General features: G+C 60.7%; 16 protein-coding genes. 1 reads left to right on the top strand and 15 read right to left on the bottom strand.

The window, feature by feature from the left end:
• Nucleotides 1-70: 70 nt before the first annotated feature.
• From AC1DWQ_RS04955 to AC1DWQ_RS04905, 11 genes are all read right to left on the bottom strand, one after another.
• Nucleotides 71-562 carry a hypothetical protein gene (locus tag AC1DWQ_RS04955; protein WP_477668634.1) on the bottom strand — a complete coding sequence of 164 codons (492 nt, stop codon included), beginning with the start codon at nt 560-562 and terminating at the stop codon, nt 71-73.
• Nucleotides 559-1,221: a hypothetical protein gene (locus tag AC1DWQ_RS04950; RefSeq protein WP_477668633.1), complete on the bottom strand. Its 663-nt coding sequence runs from the start codon at nt 1,219-1,221 to the stop codon at nt 559-561. Before AC1DWQ_RS04950 ends, AC1DWQ_RS04955 begins: the two co-directional genes overlap by 4 nt.
• 83 nt (nt 1,222-1,304) lie before the next feature.
• Nucleotides 1,305-1,952 carry a hypothetical protein gene (locus AC1DWQ_RS04945; RefSeq protein ID WP_477668632.1) on the bottom strand — a complete coding sequence of 216 codons (648 nt, stop codon included), beginning with the start codon at nt 1,950-1,952 and terminating at the stop codon, nt 1,305-1,307.
• Between the two features lie 28 nt (nt 1,953-1,980).
• Nucleotides 1,981-2,628 (bottom strand): hypothetical protein, encoded by a 648-nt coding sequence (locus AC1DWQ_RS04940; protein ID WP_477668631.1) that lies wholly within the window; start codon nt 2,626-2,628, stop codon nt 1,981-1,983.
• An 877-nt stretch (nt 2,629-3,505) separates the two neighbouring features.
• Nucleotides 3,506-3,877 carry a hypothetical protein gene (locus AC1DWQ_RS04935; protein WP_477668630.1) on the bottom strand — a complete coding sequence of 124 codons (372 nt, stop codon included), beginning with the start codon at nt 3,875-3,877 and terminating at the stop codon, nt 3,506-3,508.
• Between the two features lie 297 nt (nt 3,878-4,174).
• A complete protein-coding gene (locus AC1DWQ_RS04930; protein ID WP_477668629.1) occupies nt 4,175-5,071 on the bottom strand; it encodes a hypothetical protein in 897 nt (298 codons plus the stop codon).
• A gap of 168 nt (nt 5,072-5,239) precedes the next feature.
• Nucleotides 5,240-6,106: a spore coat protein U domain-containing protein gene (locus AC1DWQ_RS04925; protein ID WP_477668628.1), complete on the bottom strand. Its 867-nt coding sequence runs from the start codon at nt 6,104-6,106 to the stop codon at nt 5,240-5,242.
• Nucleotides 6,103-8,493: a fimbria/pilus outer membrane usher protein gene (locus tag AC1DWQ_RS04920; protein ID WP_477668627.1), complete on the bottom strand. Its 2,391-nt coding sequence runs from the start codon at nt 8,491-8,493 to the stop codon at nt 6,103-6,105. The genes AC1DWQ_RS04925 and AC1DWQ_RS04920 overlap by 4 nt, the downstream gene beginning before the upstream one ends.
• A gap of 17 nt (nt 8,494-8,510) precedes the next feature.
• Entirely contained in the window at nt 8,511-9,242 is a 732-nt protein-coding gene (locus AC1DWQ_RS04915) for a fimbrial biogenesis chaperone (protein ID WP_457281347.1), read from the bottom strand.
• 2 nt (nt 9,243-9,244) lie between these two features.
• The gene (locus tag AC1DWQ_RS04910; protein ID WP_477668626.1) at nt 9,245-9,799 is read right to left on the bottom strand and encodes a hypothetical protein; all 555 of its coding nucleotides are present in this window, start codon (nt 9,797-9,799) and stop codon (nt 9,245-9,247) included.
• Nucleotides 9,800-9,836: 37 nt separating this feature from the next.
• On the bottom strand, nt 9,837-10,304 hold the full coding sequence (locus tag AC1DWQ_RS04905) for a Csu type fimbrial protein (RefSeq protein ID WP_477668625.1): 468 nt from the start codon (nt 10,302-10,304) through the stop codon (nt 9,837-9,839).
• A 273-nt stretch (nt 10,305-10,577) separates the two neighbouring features.
• On the opposite strand from AC1DWQ_RS04905, the gene htpG reads away from it, so the two are divergent.
• On the top strand, nt 10,578-12,467 hold the full coding sequence (htpG, locus tag AC1DWQ_RS04900) for a molecular chaperone HtpG (RefSeq protein WP_477668624.1): 1,890 nt from the start codon (nt 10,578-10,580) through the stop codon (nt 12,465-12,467).
• Between the two features lie 152 nt (nt 12,468-12,619).
• Here the strand turns inward: htpG and AC1DWQ_RS04895 are convergent, their stop codons facing one another.
• The 4 genes from AC1DWQ_RS04895 to AC1DWQ_RS04880 all read right to left on the bottom strand — a co-directional run bounded on the left by AC1DWQ_RS04895 (nt 12,620) and on the right by AC1DWQ_RS04880 (nt 16,180).
• Entirely contained in the window at nt 12,620-13,693 is a 1,074-nt protein-coding gene (locus AC1DWQ_RS04895; protein WP_477668623.1) for a serine/threonine protein kinase, read from the bottom strand.
• A gap of 146 nt (nt 13,694-13,839) precedes the next feature.
• A complete protein-coding gene (locus tag AC1DWQ_RS04890) occupies nt 13,840-14,946 on the bottom strand; it encodes a DUF2855 family protein (RefSeq protein WP_477668622.1) in 1,107 nt (368 codons plus the stop codon).
• A gap of 291 nt (nt 14,947-15,237) precedes the next feature.
• On the bottom strand, nt 15,238-15,654 hold the full coding sequence (locus AC1DWQ_RS04885; RefSeq protein WP_477647553.1) for an organic hydroperoxide resistance protein: 417 nt from the start codon (nt 15,652-15,654) through the stop codon (nt 15,238-15,240).
• 67 nt (nt 15,655-15,721) lie between these two features.
• The gene (locus AC1DWQ_RS04880) at nt 15,722-16,180 is read right to left on the bottom strand and encodes a MarR family winged helix-turn-helix transcriptional regulator (protein ID WP_477668621.1); all 459 of its coding nucleotides are present in this window, start codon (nt 16,178-16,180) and stop codon (nt 15,722-15,724) included.
• Nucleotides 16,181-16,259 lie beyond the last annotated feature (79 nt).

Genomic DNA, 16,259 nt, shown 5'->3' with positions numbered 1-16,259 from the left:
GCAATCAGGGCGAAGGCCAAGCCAACAAGGCCAGCCGCATACTGCCGCAGGGCAAGTAACCGGAGACGGATCATTGCGTATCTACCTCGAAATAAAACTGCAGGGCCTGGGAAGACGTCAGCGCGCGCCCATCTGTTCTGAGAATCAGCTCAACGGTTTCTTCCAGGGTAGCCGCACTGACGACACCGTCGAAGATCAGGGTGCGGCCGCCAGATCGCAGTGAGCCAGGCAGCAAACGCCCCTGGGTTCTCCAGGTAACAAAGATGGGCTCGCCCGGGACCGGGGCGAGCCCCATGTAGAGCCTGACCGGCTGGGTCAACCAGCGCGAGAGGTTCAGGCGAAGCGCAACCCGCAGGCTGGCTTCCACCGAGTTGTCGGCCCCGCGGCCAGGAACCAGCTGCCGCCAGCGCATGGGGACGACGCTCTGGGTCGCGACGGTGCCGGTGTCATCCACGCGGGTCGTGGTGGCGGCTGCGTGTTGTGCAGTCAGCACGTTGGCAAGCAGCAGGAGGGCGGCAAATCCGATGAGGTGTGACAGGCTGACCGGTCTTTTCATCATCATGGGGAGGTCAGGGTGTAGCTGACGCGGCCGGTAAAGGTGCCCGAACCCACCAGTTGGGTATTGGCGTAGTTGAACTGCAGACAGCTTTCAAACCAGGTGTTGCGTGTAACGCTGAGCAGCGTTTGTGATGCACCGCCTACAAACGTTCCGCTGGGGATGGTGGGAGTCGGGTCTTGTGCGCCGCCGGAAACCCAGGAGATGGTATTGAACGGAATGGTGTCGCCCGTGGCATTGACCAGAGAGGCCGGTGCGGTGGCGGTGAGTGTGGCGTTGGCGCCGGTGCCCGGTGTGCGGTAAAAGCCGCCGACGTAAACCTGCGCGGGCACCGTGCAAAAGGCAAAGCTGTCATAAGGGCTGGCCGTAACGGTGCTGTCGGTTGTCATGGCGCTGGTGCCGGCTCCGATGTTGGCCGCTGGAATGGTGACTGAAACGCGATTGATGGTGGAATTGTTGCCGGGCGTACCTCCGGAGCTGAAATTGCCGCCGGTCATGGTTCCGGCGCCTACCTGCAAAAACAATGACTTGGTGCCTGCTGTGATGGTGACAACAAAGGCCTGGGCGCCCGCGCAGGCCAGAGCGCCGGCCCCCAATGCGGCGACGCGCAGCACTTGCAACACACTGCTGCGAGTGGGCACGAGGAACAGGGGTTGGGTGCGCATAAGTACCACTTTACGCTAACTCAGAAATATCAACAAAAATAAAAATGGCCCCGACAAGCGGGGCCACTTAAGGATTTATGTAATCAGAGTTGTGTAGCGGTGTAGGTAACGCGGCCATTTTTTGCGATGGTGCCGCCGTAGGTGCCCGCTGCTGGCAAGGTCGCGTTGAGGTAGGTATAGGTCCACTTGCCTTCGACGCGGACCAGCTTGTTGGTAGCGGTCAGCGTCGTTGCGGTACCAGCACCGCCGCCTGCGCCCAGGTTGAACGCTGGGTGGGTGATGGCGGCATTGGTAAAGCCGGCGGTGGTGGCGCCCAGTGCTGCGCCGGCCACGTTGATCTGGCTCCAGGGAATCACTTCACCGGCGGTGCCGGTCGTCAACGGGCCGGTGGTGGCGGAGTTGAGGCTGATGTTGCCGCCGTTGCCATACACGCGCACTGTCACTGCACCTGCGGTCAGGTCACCGCCCACGCCAGCAATCACGGTGCTGTCGCCGACGTTCGCGCCTGGGACCGTGAAGGTAACGCTGTCAATCGTGCCATCGGTTGCCGTATTGCCGGAGCTGGTGCCGACACGCAGGAACAGCACTTGTGGAATGACGATGGTCATGTCCACGCGAGCGTTCGCGGTCGAACCGACGATGGCAGGGTTGGTGAATGTGGATTCGGCGTGGGCGGTAGCGCTCAGCAAGCCGGTTAAGCCCAGGGTGCTGACAAGAAGGAGTTTTTTCATGATGTTTCCTAAGGATTAAGGTTGAAGTTCAGAGCTGCGTGGCGGTGTAAGTAACTCGTCCGTTTTTGGCGATGGTGCCGCCGTACGTGCCGGCTGCGGGTAAGGTTGCGTTGAGGTAGGTATAAGTCCACTTGCCTTCGACGCGGACAAGTCGGTTGGTGGCCGTCAATGTGGTGGCGGTACCAGCTCCGCCGCCTGCGCCCAGGTTGAATGCTGGGTGGGTAATGGCGGCATTGGTAAAGCCGGCGGTCGTGGCTCCCAGTGCGGCACCGACCACATTGATCTGGCTCCAGGGGATCACTTCACCGGCGGTGCCGGTCGTCAACGGGCCGGTGGTGTTTGAGTTGAGGCTGATGTTGCCGCCGTTGCCATAAACGCGCACCGTCACAGCACCTGCGGTGAGGTCGCCGCCCACACCGGCGATCACGGTGCTGTTACCCACACTGGCGCCTGGAACCGTAAAGGTCACGCTGTCGATCGTGCCATCGGTTGCCGTATTGCCAGAGCTGGTGCCGACACGCAGGAACAGCACCTGCGGAATGACAATGGAAAAGTCCAGCCGTGCAGTCGCTGTGGAACCCGTAATTGCGGGCGTGGTAAATGTGGACTCTGCATGCGCTGGCGCTGCCGCCAAACCGGCCAGGCCCAAGGCGCTTGCTAAAACAATTTTTTTCATCAAGGTCCTCTCTGCGGTAATAAGAAGGTGAATCGGGTGTTCAGGCTTTTTCTGAACGTGAATGGACTGTAACTAGGCGTTTCGAAAAAAGGTGGCTTTACATTCGTAACGCGGGCGACAAATGGTAAATACGTCACGCTTAAGTCATTGAAAACAATGGATTTATGCGAAATGGCGACAAGAAAGATGGGGTTTGGCTTGGATGTAACGAATGCCATAAGCCTTCTTCTGTGACATATTTCCCAGAGTGGTGTAACGAGTCAGAAACAAATGGCGTTTGTCTGCCAAGTGGTGCTTTTCTCTGTTCCTCTCTGGAACTACCGCGTCGCTTGAACTGGTCGAACACTCGTTGTATGAGAGGCAGAGCTGGTCAATGAAGGCTGTAGCACGCGCTATTCGAGCGAGGCCTCAAAGTCAAGGCGGGCTTCATGCAATCAGACGGCGATGGTGGTTGGATTGACTGGGCAAGTCGTATGCGCTTTAACCGGAAGAGGTCCACGCAAGGGACGTCGGTGGTGGTTGGTTGCCCGTGATAGATAGGCAGGTAGGCACGCCACTGGGATCGCGTGGTGCCCTTGTGTGGCGTGCATAGCAGCGCAGGCAGCTGATCGACTGCGCGCTCGCTGGCGGCGGCTTGCGACGGATTGCCGGCGGAATCGCCAGGCACACAGCACACCGGCGTTACGGTTGTGTGCCGGTCGAGGCGCGTTTGAGTGTGGTGCGGAGGCGCGGGCAGGTCGCGCCTCGTTTGCGCGAGATTTGCTATGCAGCCGTCACTGCATGCCGGTTGCCGACAAGGGCTTGAAGGTCCTGCTCGCGAGATGCAAGTGCGGCAGGATGGAAACCTGGTGTCGCCAGGCGGCGTGTGAGCCGCTGATTACCAGGAAATGGTCAATTCAACCGGGTCCCGGGAGTTCATGGGCTTGCCTGCCACCACAGCAAGGCGGCTACCTGCAGCGGAATCGGGCATGGCGTTCATGCGCTGGATCTGGCCGCTTTTGCTGGTCGATGCTGCGGCGATAGCCTGGATATCCACAGTGGATGGGCAGCTGATGCGCAGGGTGCCGGCCTGGCCGTCTGGCTGGCCGCGATGGGTGCAGCGATGATCTGCCGTGACAGCCTCACTGAAGCTGCGCAACATGATGGTGACACCAAAGGAGCCGGATGTTTGCGCCAGGGCTGCACCATGAATTCCCAGCAGGGACTGCGTGGCCAAGGCGGCGACAAAAGCAAATTTGATGATCTTCATGGTGCAACTCCTTAAAAATATCAGTTGTTGCAGTCATGCTATCGAATTTGATAATTTGAATCAATTGGTAAAAGTCACCTCATAACTGTTAATTAGTGACATTTCACACAAATTTGATTTATTAAATTAATTGATGAAATTGATGTTTTGTTGGGGTTTTCTTCAATATGGGGGTGCCAGCCTTATATGAGCCGCGACAAGGCTGTGGAATGCTGGCCTTATTGGGCATAAAAACAGCAAAGCGCTCGCTGCCGGCTGGCGGCAGGAGCTTGCTGACGGGTGCGCCAGGGATGCGCGTTAGTAGGTGACGGTGACCGTAACCCCGGTCTGGGTGGCAGTACAGGTGGCTGTAGAGCAGGTGCCTGCCTGGCCGGCTGCAATGGTGCCTGTCACCGTATAGGGCTGAGCCCGGCCATCGCCCGTTGCGCTTGCACCGCTGAGTGCCAGTGTGTAGTTGAGGCCCAGCAATGTGCCCGCTGCCGGTGATAGCGCCAGGGCATAACTGGTGCCGCGAGTGCAGTCGACCGTGAAGTTCATGGTACTGGTCTGGGGGGTGGGCGCAAAAGAGATGTAGTCCAGTGTCAGTGTGGAGGGCGAAATGGCGCCCGGGGCGGTATTGCCTGACGCCACCTGCCCCACAAAGCATTGGGCGATGATGCTCACGGTGGGTGTAAAGGTCGTGGTGGCAACGACGGGGCCGGCAGTGGCTAGCTGAAGGGTCGTGATAAAGGTTTCGTCATAAATGCCTGCCGTGTTTCCGGTTTGTCCTGCCACCACGCGGAAGTTGTAGGTCAGCGTGGTACTGGCACTTAGCGCAGCGCCGAAATTCAACGTTCCATTCACCCGCCCGGTGCCGGTGTTGATCCAGTCGGTCGTGGTCGCATTCTTGTAGATATTGACATCGAGCCGGTCGGCATTGATGGTGCCGCCGCCGTGACGGAAAACCCGGCGGGTAAGGCCCGTGCGGCTGCCGTAATCAATGCTGACCCAATAAGTGGTGCTGTTGGCGTCCGTCGACAGCCTGGTGCAGTTCACAGTGATGGTGCCGCTGGCATTGGCGGCGGCGGCCCCGTTGGTGTAATTGAGGTCTACGGATGTGGCTGCGAGTGTGCAGGTAATGGCTGCTTTGGCTTGCAGCGCGCAGGTGCACAGCAGGGCTGCCAGGGCTATGCGCAATGCGTAAGAGACACTCATCGATGGACTCCGTTAATCGCCCGGGCCTTCGTTGGCGGGACGACTCCTAACTGCTGATGGTAACGTTTTGTAGCAGTACTGTGCATGGTGCCGTATTGCGTCGTTCCCGTGGGTACTGGTGTCGAAAAATCGTGACAAAAATCACGCTGACGGAAAACAAGATGGATGTTAGTAAGTAATGGTCAGGGTCCGCGCCTGCGTGCTGGTGCACATGCCCGTTGCACAGGTGCCGGATTGGCCGCCTGGGATGGTTCCGTTGATCGTGAAATTCTGCGGGAAGCCGGTACCGGTCTGACCTGCTGGATTGCTCAAAGCCAGGGCGTAGTTGAGCGCGAGCAGGTTTCCTGCCGCCGCGTCCAGCGCCATGGTGTAGGTTTCGCCGATGGTGCAGCGCACGGCATAGGCCGTACTGGCCGTGGCCGCGGCGAGTTGAAAGGAGGCGTAGTTGAACTGGATATTGCCCGGCGGCGTGCTGAGCAGGCAGACGGACTGGTTGTTGATGCTCACGGGGAATGTGGGGAAGACATCCACGTTGCCGGGGCCGTTGTCATAGCGCAGGCGCATGGTCACGGTATCGGTGAAGAGTTTGGCGCTCTTGTTGAGCCCGGCCGCAATGCGGCTGTAGAAGACATGGGTGGCACTGGCTGTCAGGGCGCCGCCGAAGTTGATCGTTCCGGCGAAGTCAGTGGCCGTGGTTCCGCCCCATGCGCCGTTGCCTGGTGCCGTCCTGTAAAGCTCGTAAGCGATCCGGTTGGTCTGGCCGTTACCGTTGACCGCCTGGTTGGTGTTGCCTGTGGGGTTGAAACCGTTATCGGCCTGCAAGGTGTAGTCTGAGCTGGCTGAATCTGTGGGGCCGCGCGTGCAGTTGATCGTCACGGTCCACGCGCCGTCTGTGGGATTCGGGTCGTTCTCAAAGTACACCGTCTGCACAGGCGTCGCCGTGGCGTTGCAGATCAGCGCGGCCCAGGCCGGTGCCGCGCCCAGAAGAGTCAGGCAGGCCGCAGCGGCGAGGCGCCAGGGTTTGGTGTCAATCATCGTTTGACACCACTGCAGCGTACCGGGCCTACCCGGGCGATATCCTCAAGGTTGCCGGGCGGCAACTCCACCGCAAATGTGCAGGTAGCCCCGTTCCATTTCAGGCGCAGGCGATTCTGGGCCTGCAGGCCGGTGACAAAGGTCTCGCCGCGGCGAGCGGTAAAAAACTCTTTCTTGTCGCCGATCAGCTCAACCTCTGCACCCGAGGGCGCCGGCTCGCCATCGTCCAGCTCAATACGAATCAAGGCGCCCCGTCCTGAGCGGACGGGAAACGCGATCTTGACCGCCCCCCGAAGCGCCGGCACGGCTTCGAGCTCGATGGAGTCGAGTTCGGCGCTGATCGGCAGCTCGCTCGGATCCAGGCGTACGCTGTTGCGCTGGAACGGTAGCAGGCGCGGCAGCAGCGCGACGCCGTCTGAATTGGTTCGGGTCAGGGTACTGCCCTGGAAGCCCACGCCCACGTTGGCATAACCTGGCACCTCGACAATGGCAAAGCTTTCCTGCACGCGGCGAGTGGCGAAGACTTGGCCTTCGGCCGCCACCATGCCCCCGATCAGGCCCAGGCGCAGGTTTTGCTGGCTCTCCCCATTGCTGACGTCAGCCGAAAACAGGCCTTTGGTGCCCTGGTAATAAGCGCCGCCTTCCGCATAGCGGCCGTCCGCACGGGAGCCCAGCGCCGTTCGCCAGCCCCAGCCGGTTTCGGCACTCACTGCTCGGCTGGCGTTTACATATCCTTCGGTGCTTCCACTGCGGGTAGTGACACCTGCGGCGATGGTGACCCGATTCTCAAGCGGCACGATCAGGGTGGCGCCCACTGAAGTCCCCGAGCTGATGCCGCTGAGGCGGGTGGCGCTCAAAGTCAGGGCTGCGCGTTGACCGAGGCGCAGGGTGTAATTCACACTGAGTGTGTTGAGCTTTCCGAGGTCGTAGTTGTCAAAGCCAGCGTAACTCACGTTGAAGGCGCCGAAGTTGTCGCTGCTGTAGCTGTAACTGGCGGTGGTTTGCAGGCGGGGCGATGGCGTATCAATACCGATTTGCCGGTAGCCGCGCGATGCGCCTTCCGCGCTGAGCGACACGCCGTGCCGCAGTCCGCTGCGCTCGACCCCGACCATCCAGTTGGTGCCCTGGCCAGCCGCGTCGCTGCGGCTGGCCGAAAACGCCGTCTGTCCCAGCATCTGGAAGGGCAGCTCATAGCTGGCGCCGGCGCCGGCACGCATCAGAGACTTCGACCATTCGCCGTTGGCTTCAACCGTCAGGCTTTTGCTCAGGCCCTGGCGCCAGAGGCCTGAAACGAAGCGATCCCCATAGTCGGCGTTCTCAATCCCGAGGTCGCGGCGTACGGCCCCCAACTCAAAGCTCCAGTCGCTGAGGTTTTCTTCCAGCAGGTTGGCATTGCTGAAAAATGATTGGGTGACGACGGTTTCCCGGCCCAGGATGTCACGTACCACCACTCGGGCTTCCCCGGCGCCGGTCAGTGCGGGAAAGTTGTCGATGCTGAAGGGGCCGGATGGGACCTTGGAAGTTTGCCGCAATGCGTCGTTGACATAGAGCTCAACGGTGCTGGGCGCCGCCGACAGGCCGGTCACGGTGGGAATCGGCTGGGTGACAAAGCCAGGTTGCAGCGAGAAGTTTTTGCTGAACTGTATGCCGCCGAAATACACCTGGCGTCCCGAAATTCCGGTGCGCGTACTGCTGTCACCCAGTCGCAGGGAGCTGTTGCTGTCCAGGAAGTTGCGCGTGTAAGTGGTTTCAAGCCTGCGCCATGAGGCCCTGAGTGTCGGGTCCTGGCTGATGAGGTTGCGTCCCACGTAGCTGCTGGTCAACAGCCCCATCTCCCCCGACACGCCGAATTCAGTCAAGGCGCCCAGGTCCTTCGCATCCGTGGTGCTGCCGGCTATGCGGCTGCGGGTGGTGATGTAATTGAGGTCGTAATTCGCAAATGCAGCGGGGATCGACGGCGACAGCGGGGGACGCATGGCGGATTCCTGCGTCAGGCGCACGGCGTTGAAGGCTGCCGGCGAAAACACCAGATCCACTGACTGGTCGGCGAAATTCAGCCGCGCTTCGAATCCCGGAATAGCAGACAGCGGAAACCACTTTTGGCCCTGGAAATCAACGTCCTGCGCGCTGGGCCGATGGTTCAGCCGCCACTCTTCAAAGGCATCTTCCGGCGCATACAGGATGCCGTTGCGCTCAAGCAGGGTCCAGACGCCGCCCTTGGTGCTGTTGATGAAGACTTCCAGCGGAAGGAGCCGGTCGCTGGATGACCGGGCCGCTGGCGGCGCATTAGAGGAGGCGGGTGTCTGGGCGTGTGCCAGCAGGCCGCAACAAAGGCCTGCAATGCCAATCGCTACGGGGTGTTTTCGTAAAGTCCACCAGCGCCTCATTGAAATCGGGTACCAAATCAAGGCAGCGTGATGCTGGTCGTCAGGCTTTGTCCGTCATCAAAGGTCACCACCAGTTGGGCGTCCCCTTTTGTAAGGGCCTGCTCTGCCTTAAGCCCGACCGTTTTACGGGCACCGGGCAGGATGTAACTGCCACCCTCAAACCGGGCCAGGACTTGTGTGCTACGCGTGACGGTCGCTTCCCGTATCTGGGCGTAAGCCGTACCGGTATTGCTGCATTGCAGGTTGAGGGTTTTGGCGTCCGCCAGCTGGTTAGTGCAACTAACCTGGCGTTTGGCCACAGGGGGCGTGATGAACACGGGCATGCTCAAGGCCAGCGCGATGGGAACCTGAATGCCAGTTGCGGGTACAGCTTCAGGAACTTCGCGAATGATCATGCGGTAGGTCAGCTGCCGGCTTGCATCTGCGGGCTTCAGCAGGGCAAGGCGTACCACTTGCCGGGCCTTGGGTGCCAGCTTGATGATGGGAGGGGCCAGGATCAGGTCTTCGGTCAGGACGAGTTCGTCAGTGCCGTCGGGTTTCTGGGTCCAGGTGTTGATGTCAGCCTGCAGCACGACTTCGGTATCGGCTTCGTTAGACAGCGTGACGGCGATGGCCCGATCGCGCGGGGTCATGTAAAGCCGCACCGGTGTCACCGAAAAAACGCCTGCCGTGGCAGCCGCCCAAGGCCCCAGCAGGCTTAGCAGGAAGGCGTAGGTAACAAGCTTGCTTCGGCGCTGTGAGACGTTCATCCTCAGAAGGATACCAGCATCTCTACCGATTTAGAGAGGTTACCGGCATGGGCAACGTGCAGTGCCGTCACGGTACCGCGGTCATCCTGAAGCCGCAAACGGGCCTGTTTTTCAATCGCCGCGGCATCTGTGTCAAGGGCGTAACGCCGGCTTTCGATTTCCCAGCCGTCATCCGATTCTTCGTCGGCCGTGGCCACCTGGCGCTGGTCCTGGAGCCGGCAGGTATAGCGGGCGCCAGGGTCGTTGCGGGACAACTCATTGCGGCAGTAGTCGGGCAGCAGGGAGTCCCGCGTGGGCCGGTAACCGGGCATGAAGCGGGCATCCCCTAGGCTGCGGACTTGCGAGATATTGACAAAGACATTCGAATTGCAGGTTACCTGCACCGAGGCACCGCTGCCGCCAGAGCCGGTGGCGCTGGTACAGGCGTTGCCATTGCCGGTGGTGTTTCCCGGGACGTTCAGCGTGATCTGGACCGACAACTGCCCCGCCGCCGCGCCCGCGAAGCAGGCAGCAGCGGCAAGCATCAGGAGAACACCGAAGGCGGCCTTGCGGATCATGACTGTCGACGTGGCTGACATCAAGCCCGGGGGGCGATCAGTAGGTGATCGTCAGGGTCTTGACTTTGTTGGTCGCAGCGGTATTGGTGCAAGTCGCCGTGGCGCAGGTACCAGCCTGGCCGGCGGCCATGGTGCCGTTGACCGTGAAGGCCTGGTCGGTGCCGTTGCCGGTGCCGGCAGCAGCGCTCAGTGCCAGGGTATAAGCCAGGTTGACGGCATCATCGGTCACGCCGGAGTTGCTCAGTGCCAGGGTGTAAGGCAGGGAGTTGGTGCAACGAACGTTGAAACCGCCGCCGGTGGAGGTAGCCGCCGTGGTCTGGAACGAGGTGTAGTTGAACACCACGTTGTTGATGACCGCGCCGGTGGCGGCGTTGGTGGAGTTGATCTCGCACTTCGAGGTCAGGTTGATCACCACGTTGAAGGTGCCGGCTGCGGTGGCAGCATAGGCGGGCAGGGTGGCGATAGCGGCAAGGCCGAGGGCGATTACTAAAATGAGCTTTTTCATGACTGTTCTCCAGTTAAAAAACGAATAACAAACAAGGGAAATGTGAAGGTGAATGGACTGTAACCAGATATTTCTGAAATCGGTTGATTTGTATCTGTAACAGCACCTTCTAGTGGGGAATTTGTCACGTCAAACCGTTGAAATTATTGGATTTATTCGTAAATAGAGCCAAAAGACTTACAAGTAACAAGCGTAAATACTGCCATCCAAAACGGCTTTTTCTTCCCAATCCAGTGAATCAGTAACAAACTTGAAACAACCATGCCCCTAACCATGCAGAAACAAACCCTGTCTTTTCAAGCCGAAGTTGCGCAGCTGCTCAAGCTGGTCACGCACTCCCTGTATTCGAACCCGGACATCTTTTTGCGCGAGCTGGTTTCCAACGCGTCGGATGCCTGCGACAAGCTGCGCTTCGAAGCGTTGAACGATGCGTCGCTGTATGAAAGTGATCCCGAGCTCAAGGTGAAAGTGAGCTTTGACAAGGCGGCCGGGACGCTGACCATCACTGACAACGGCATCGGCTTGTCGCAGCAGGAAGCCATCGACAACCTCGGCACGATTGCCAAGAGCGGCACGCGCGACTTCATGGCCAAACTCTCGGGCGACCAGAAGAATGACGCGCAGCTGATCGGCCAGTTCGGCGTCGGGTTTTATTCGGGCTTTATCGTGGCCGACCGCATCGCAGTGGAAAGCCGCCGCGCCGGCCTTCCGGCAAACCAGGGTGTGCGCTGGAGCAGCGACGGCACTGGCGAGTTTGAAGTCAGCGAGCTCGAACGTGCCGAGCGCGGAAGCAGCATCATCCTGCACCTCAAGGAGGAATCGCTCGACTACCTGAACGCCTGGAAACTCAAAGGCATCATCAACAAATACTCCGACCACATTTCGCTGCCCATCCTGATGCAGAAAGAAGCATGGAAGGAAGGCGAAAACGACCAGCCCGGCGAGATGGTGGTGACCGGCGAATGGGAAACCGTCAACCAGGCCGCGGCGCTGTGGACGCGCGCCAAAAAAGACATCACGCAAGACCAGTACGACGAGTTCTACAAGCAGATCAGTTACGACAGCGAAGCGCCGCTGGCCACCACGCACAACCGCGTGGAAGGCGCCACCGAATACACGCAGCTGCTGTTCATCCCGGCCAAGGCGCCGATGGACATGTTCAACCGCGACAAGGCCGCGGGCGTCAAGCTCTACGTCAAGCGCGTCTTCATCATGGACGACGCCCAGGCGCTGATGCCGACCTACTTGCGCTTCGTCAAGGGCGTGGTGGACTCGTCCGACCTGCCGCTCAATGTCTCGCGCGAATTGCTGCAGGAAAGCCGCGCCGTCAAGGCGATCCGTGAGGGCTGCACCAAGCGCGTGCTCTCCATGATTGAAGACCTGGCCGCCAATGACGCGGACAAGTTCAAGGCTTTTTATGGCGAGTTCGGCGCCGTGCTCAAAGAGGGCCTGGGCGAAGACTTTGCCAACCGCGAGCGACTGGCCAGGCTGCTGCGCTTTGCCAGCTCAACGACGGATACCGTCAGCGTGGGCTTTGCCGACTACAAAGCCCGCATGAAGGAAGGCCAGGACGCGATTTATTACATCACCGCCGACACACTGGCCGCGGCAAAGAACAGCCCCCAGCTCGAAATCTTCCGCAAGAAAGGCATCGAAGTGCTGTTGATGGCCGACCGCGTGGACGAGTGGGCGCTCAATTACCTGCACGACTTTGACGGCACGCCGCTGCAGTCGGTGGCCAAGGGTGCTGTTGATTTGGGCAAACTGCAGGACGAAGACGAGAAAAAAGCCGCCGAAGAAGCGCAGACGCAGTTCAAGCCCATCCTCGACAAGCTGAAAGAGGCGCTGAAGGACAAGGCCAAGGACGTGCGCGCCACCTCCCGTCTCGTTGATTCACCCGCCTGCCTGGTGGTGCAGGACGGCGACATGTCGACCCAGCTGGCCCGCATGCTCAAGCAGGCCGGCCAGGCCGTGCCCGAGTCCAAGCCCATCCTGGAGGTCAACGCCCAGCACCCGTTGGTTAAAAAGCTCGAGGCCGGTGTGGAAGGTGCGCATTTTGACGACCTGGCCCACATCCTGTTTGACCAGGCCTTGCTGGCCGAAGGCGGCATGCCTGAAGACCCAGCGGCGTACGTGCGGCGGGTGAACGCGCTGCTGGTGTAGGCGTCGCGCGACAATTCAGCAGCAAAAGCAAAAAAGAGGCAAAAAACGCCTCTTTTTCTCATCAAATCGGCCTGAAACCCTTTATATACGTGCGCGAGCAGCTATCAAATAAATAGCAATTTCCGAGCCGTAGGGGGCGTAGATACGCCCACTCAACACACCAGCGGCGCTTCCTGCATCGCCTCAGTCTGCTCTTCCAGCATATCGACCTGGCTTTTCCAGTAGTCGCTGGAGCCGAACCAGGGGAAATTGATCGGGAAGATCGGGTCATGCCAACGCTGTGCCAGCCAGGCGCTGTAGTGCACCAGGCGCAGCGTGCGCAGCGGCTCGATCAGCGCGAGCTCGCGCCGGTCGAATTCGCGGAACTCTTCGTAGCCGTCTACGAGCGCACCCAGCTGGCGGGTGCACTGCGCGCGGTCGCCCGACACCAGCATCCACAAATCCTGCACCGCCGGGCCGGTACGCGCATCGTCCAGGTCGACAAAATGCGGGCCGGCCAGCGGCAGGCCCTCGGGTGTCCACAAAATGTTGCCGGGGTGGCAGTCACCGTGCAGGCGCAGGTTCTTCACGTCGCCCACGCTTTCAAACACGGTTTGCGCCACCAGCATGGCTTCATCAAACGCCTTGCGCCAGCGCGACTCCATGTCCAGCGGGATGTAGCCGTGGGAACCTTGGGCGCCATGGTTGCCGCCCGCCAGCAGGATGTCGCGCGAGGCATAACCAAAGGTCTGCAGGTTCAGGGCCGGCCGGTGCGCAAACGGTTTGGCGCTGCCAACGGTGTGGATGCGCGCCAGGAAACGGCCTATCCATTCCAGCACTTCCAGGTTGTCCAGCTCGGGCCGCCGCCCGCCGCGGCTGGGCGACACGCTGAAACTGAAGCCCTTGAAGTGGTGCACCGTGCGGCCTTCCAGCACCAGCGCGCCCACTACAGGTATCTCGGCGGCCATCAGCTCGGCGGCGAAGGCGTGTTCTTCGGCAATCTGTTCATCGGTCCAGCGGTCCGGCCGGTAAAACTTGGCCACCACGACATCGCCCGCCAGGTCTGCGTCGCCCACGGGGCTCTCAAGATGGATCTGGTAAACCCGGTTCTCGTAGCTCGAAAGCGCCATCAGACGGCCGTCGCCCAGCAAACCGACGCTGGCCAGCGCATCGAGCACCACGTCAGGTGTCAATGTCTCGTACGCGTGCAGCGTTGCGTGCGCTGGAGCCTTGTGTTTTTCTGTCATGCCTGATTGTCGGCGCAGATGACGGTGCGCTGCCAGCAGGGGCTTGTAAACGCCTGTTTCTCAAGCGAAAAATGCCTGCAGGCCAATAAAAACGGGCGCGAGCAGCTATAAAAACCGTAGCGCCTGTCCGTTGAAGGTGGAAAGAATCAGGGCTGCAGGATGTGGCCGGTGCGCGGGTCTCCCTTGCCGGCCAGCACTTCCTGGTAAGCGGTTTGCACCGCAGTCTGCCCGGCATGCCGCTGGGCGATGAGCCAGGGCGTTTTGGCACCCGTCACCTGCTGCGTGAAATCCCGCCAGGCGCGCACCAGCTGCTTTCCAAAGCCTTCTTCACCCCAGTCGGTGATGCGTTTCTTGACCTGTGAAGGTGCAAAGAACAGCGTGGGCCGGGGGCCGGGCAAGTCTTTTGCGCAGCCTTTGGCGGCCAGGTCGTCCACATGCGTGCCGCCTATCGAACAGTTGTAGCGAAGCTGGCCAAAGCGCGTATGAATGCGCTGGCGCAGGCCGGCGCTGCCCGCGAAGTCGACGTACACGCAAGCCGTGTCGGCAGCAATCGCCTCGAGCTGGTCATAGGTCACTACGCGGCTGTAGCACCCCAGGCTTTCACAAAAAGCGACGTTGCCTGGCGAAGTCAGCGCTATCACCTCAATACCCGGCCGCTTTGCCAGCTGAAAGGCTGTGCCATATGCCGTTTTGCTGGAGGCGCTGGACAGCAGCATGGCGTTGGCGCCGAAGAAGTCGTTGTCCGCCAGAAAGTCGTCAATCAGGAAGGAGGTGATGAACAGCGGGCGCAGCAGCGACTGCACATCTTCGGTGGCCGCGTCGTAAAACGGGTCCGCGCTGCAGCGCATGTACTGGTTGTAGGCCACCGGCAAGGCCCGCCGGTGCGCGGCGCCGTCAAAGAAGCCGGCGGGCGTCACGCGGGCCGGCTGCAGCACCAGCTCGCCGGCCATGGGGTAGTAGCCGTAAAACTTCTCCCCCACGGCTACGCCCTCGCATTGCGACTCCGCCACCGTGGCAAACCCCCAGACCGGGATGCAGCCCCAGCCGTCTTCCCCGGTCGGGAAAAACTGCCAGTAGTTCATCGCCTCGCCAAAGGCCGCGTACGTGATGTTGTTGGAGGTCAGCGCAAATGAGTCGATGCGCAGCCGCACCTGGCCGGTCGTGAGCGGCAAATGCGGATCGGTGTGCCAGCGAGTTTGGGCAAGGTCATCTTTCCGGACCTGAAAGGAGGTTGTGAGGGCGGTGTCGTTCATGCACAGCACCCTAAATGAAACGGCCCGCCGGTTCAACACCGGCGGGCCGCGTAGGTGACAACCACCCCCGTCCAGGCTCACTGCGTGTAGCCTGTTCCCCCCTCGAGGGGGCGGCGCCTGCGGCCCGGCGAAGCCGGTTCCGCGGCCCCTGCTGGTGAAATACCCCGCGCTGTTTACGCGCTGAACTCTTCATGCCAGCACGAGCCGCGGGACTGGCTTCGCCGGGCCGCAGGCGGGCGGCCCCCTCGGGGGGCAGGGAGCTACACGCAGTGAGCGACCGTGGGGGCTCTATTACTTCAGGGTAATGGTCACGTCAATATTGCCGCGGGTGGCGTTCGAGTAAGGGCAAACCTGGTGCGCTGCATCCACCAGCGCTTGTGCTGCGGCGCGGTCCATGCCGGGCAGGGTGATGTCCAGGCGCACGGCGATGCCGTAGCCGTTCGGGATCTTGCCCAGGTCAACGCTGGAGTCGATGGAAACATCTGCTGGCACGTCGATTTTCTTCATGCCGCCGACAGCCTTCATCGCGCCGATGAAGCAGGCTGCGTAGCCGGCTGCGAAGAGCTGCTCGGGGTTGGTGCCGGTTCCGGCGGTGCCGGGCGAGCTCAGCGTGACGTCCAGGCGGCCGTCGTCGGTCTTGGACTTGCCGTCACGGCCGCCGGTGGTGTGGGCGTGGGCGGTGTAGAGAACTTTTTCGAGTGTGGTCATGGTGGCTTCCTTTGGAAAATACCCCGGATCGGGGCGGGTTAAAAATTCAGTGAAATGGTGAAAGAAATCAGCCGGTGAGGCGGTTGCGAAACGACTGCACCTGCTGCGTCAGCGACACCAGCTCGGGAATCGAGCACTGGGTGGCGCTCAGGATGCAGCCCGGAATCTTTGCGGCCCTGGCCTTGAGCTTGCGGCCGGCTGCCGTCAGCGTAATGTGAACGCGGCGCTCGTCTTCCACTGCGCGAATGCGTGAAAGCAGCCCGGCAGATTCCATGCGCTTGAGCAGCGGGGTCAGCGTGCCCGAATCCAGGTAAAGCCGTTCACCGAGTTCCGAAACCGTCAGGCCGTCCTGCTCCCACAGCACCAGCATCGCGAGGTATTGCGGATAGGTCAGCCCCATCTCTTCGAGCATGGGCTTGTACAGCTTGGTCATGGCCAAAGAGGTGGAATACAGCGCAAAGCACAGCTGGTTGTCCAGCTGCAGCATGGCGTCAGTGGCATTTGCGGTGTCGGTTTTGTTGGGCATGGATGAATTATAGCGAACAATTGAATTGTGTGCAAGTTAATTGTTTCCAGGTGTTCCGTGCCGATTCCCAGGGGCTTTG

Source organism: Polaromonas sp. P2_G11, assembly GCF_056403595.1.
This window is presented reverse-complemented; position numbering and strand designations above follow the sequence as displayed.

Excerpts from the sequence above, each read along its gene's own strand:
- AC1DWQ_RS04880 (WP_477668621.1), bottom strand. The coding sequence starts at position 16,180 with ATGCCCAACAAAACCGACACCGCAAATGCCACTGACGCCATGCTGCAG.
- AC1DWQ_RS04955 (WP_477668634.1), bottom strand. The coding sequence starts at position 562 with ATGATGATGAAAAGACCGGTCAGCCTGTCACACCTCATCGGATTTGCC.
- AC1DWQ_RS04910 (WP_477668626.1), bottom strand. The coding sequence starts at position 9,799 with ATGATCCGCAAGGCCGCCTTCGGTGTTCTCCTGATGCTTGCCGCTGCT.
- AC1DWQ_RS04935 (WP_477668630.1), bottom strand. The coding sequence starts at position 3,877 with ATGAAGATCATCAAATTTGCTTTTGTCGCCGCCTTGGCCACGCAGTCC.
- htpG (WP_477668624.1), top strand. The coding sequence starts at position 10,578 with ATGCAGAAACAAACCCTGTCTTTTCAAGCCGAAGTTGCGCAGCTGCTC.
- AC1DWQ_RS04905 (WP_477668625.1), bottom strand. The coding sequence starts at position 10,304 with ATGAAAAAGCTCATTTTAGTAATCGCCCTCGGCCTTGCCGCTATCGCC.
- AC1DWQ_RS04930 (WP_477668629.1), bottom strand. The coding sequence starts at position 5,071 with ATGAGTGTCTCTTACGCATTGCGCATAGCCCTGGCAGCCCTGCTGTGC.
- AC1DWQ_RS04890 (WP_477668622.1), bottom strand. The coding sequence starts at position 14,946 with ATGAACGACACCGCCCTCACAACCTCCTTTCAGGTCCGGAAAGATGAC.
- AC1DWQ_RS04925 (WP_477668628.1), bottom strand. The coding sequence starts at position 6,106 with ATGATTGACACCAAACCCTGGCGCCTCGCCGCTGCGGCCTGCCTGACT.
- AC1DWQ_RS04920 (WP_477668627.1), bottom strand. The coding sequence starts at position 8,493 with ATGAGGCGCTGGTGGACTTTACGAAAACACCCCGTAGCGATTGGCATT.
- AC1DWQ_RS04950 (WP_477668633.1), bottom strand. The coding sequence starts at position 1,221 with ATGCGCACCCAACCCCTGTTCCTCGTGCCCACTCGCAGCAGTGTGTTG.
- AC1DWQ_RS04945 (WP_477668632.1), bottom strand. The coding sequence starts at position 1,952 with ATGAAAAAACTCCTTCTTGTCAGCACCCTGGGCTTAACCGGCTTGCTG.
- AC1DWQ_RS04885 (WP_477647553.1), bottom strand. The coding sequence starts at position 15,654 with ATGACCACACTCGAAAAAGTTCTCTACACCGCCCACGCCCACACCACC.
- AC1DWQ_RS04895 (WP_477668623.1), bottom strand. The coding sequence starts at position 13,693 with ATGACAGAAAAACACAAGGCTCCAGCGCACGCAACGCTGCACGCGTAC.
- AC1DWQ_RS04940 (WP_477668631.1), bottom strand. The coding sequence starts at position 2,628 with ATGAAAAAAATTGTTTTAGCAAGCGCCTTGGGCCTGGCCGGTTTGGCG.
- AC1DWQ_RS04915 (WP_457281347.1), bottom strand. The coding sequence starts at position 9,242 with ATGAACGTCTCACAGCGCCGAAGCAAGCTTGTTACCTACGCCTTCCTG.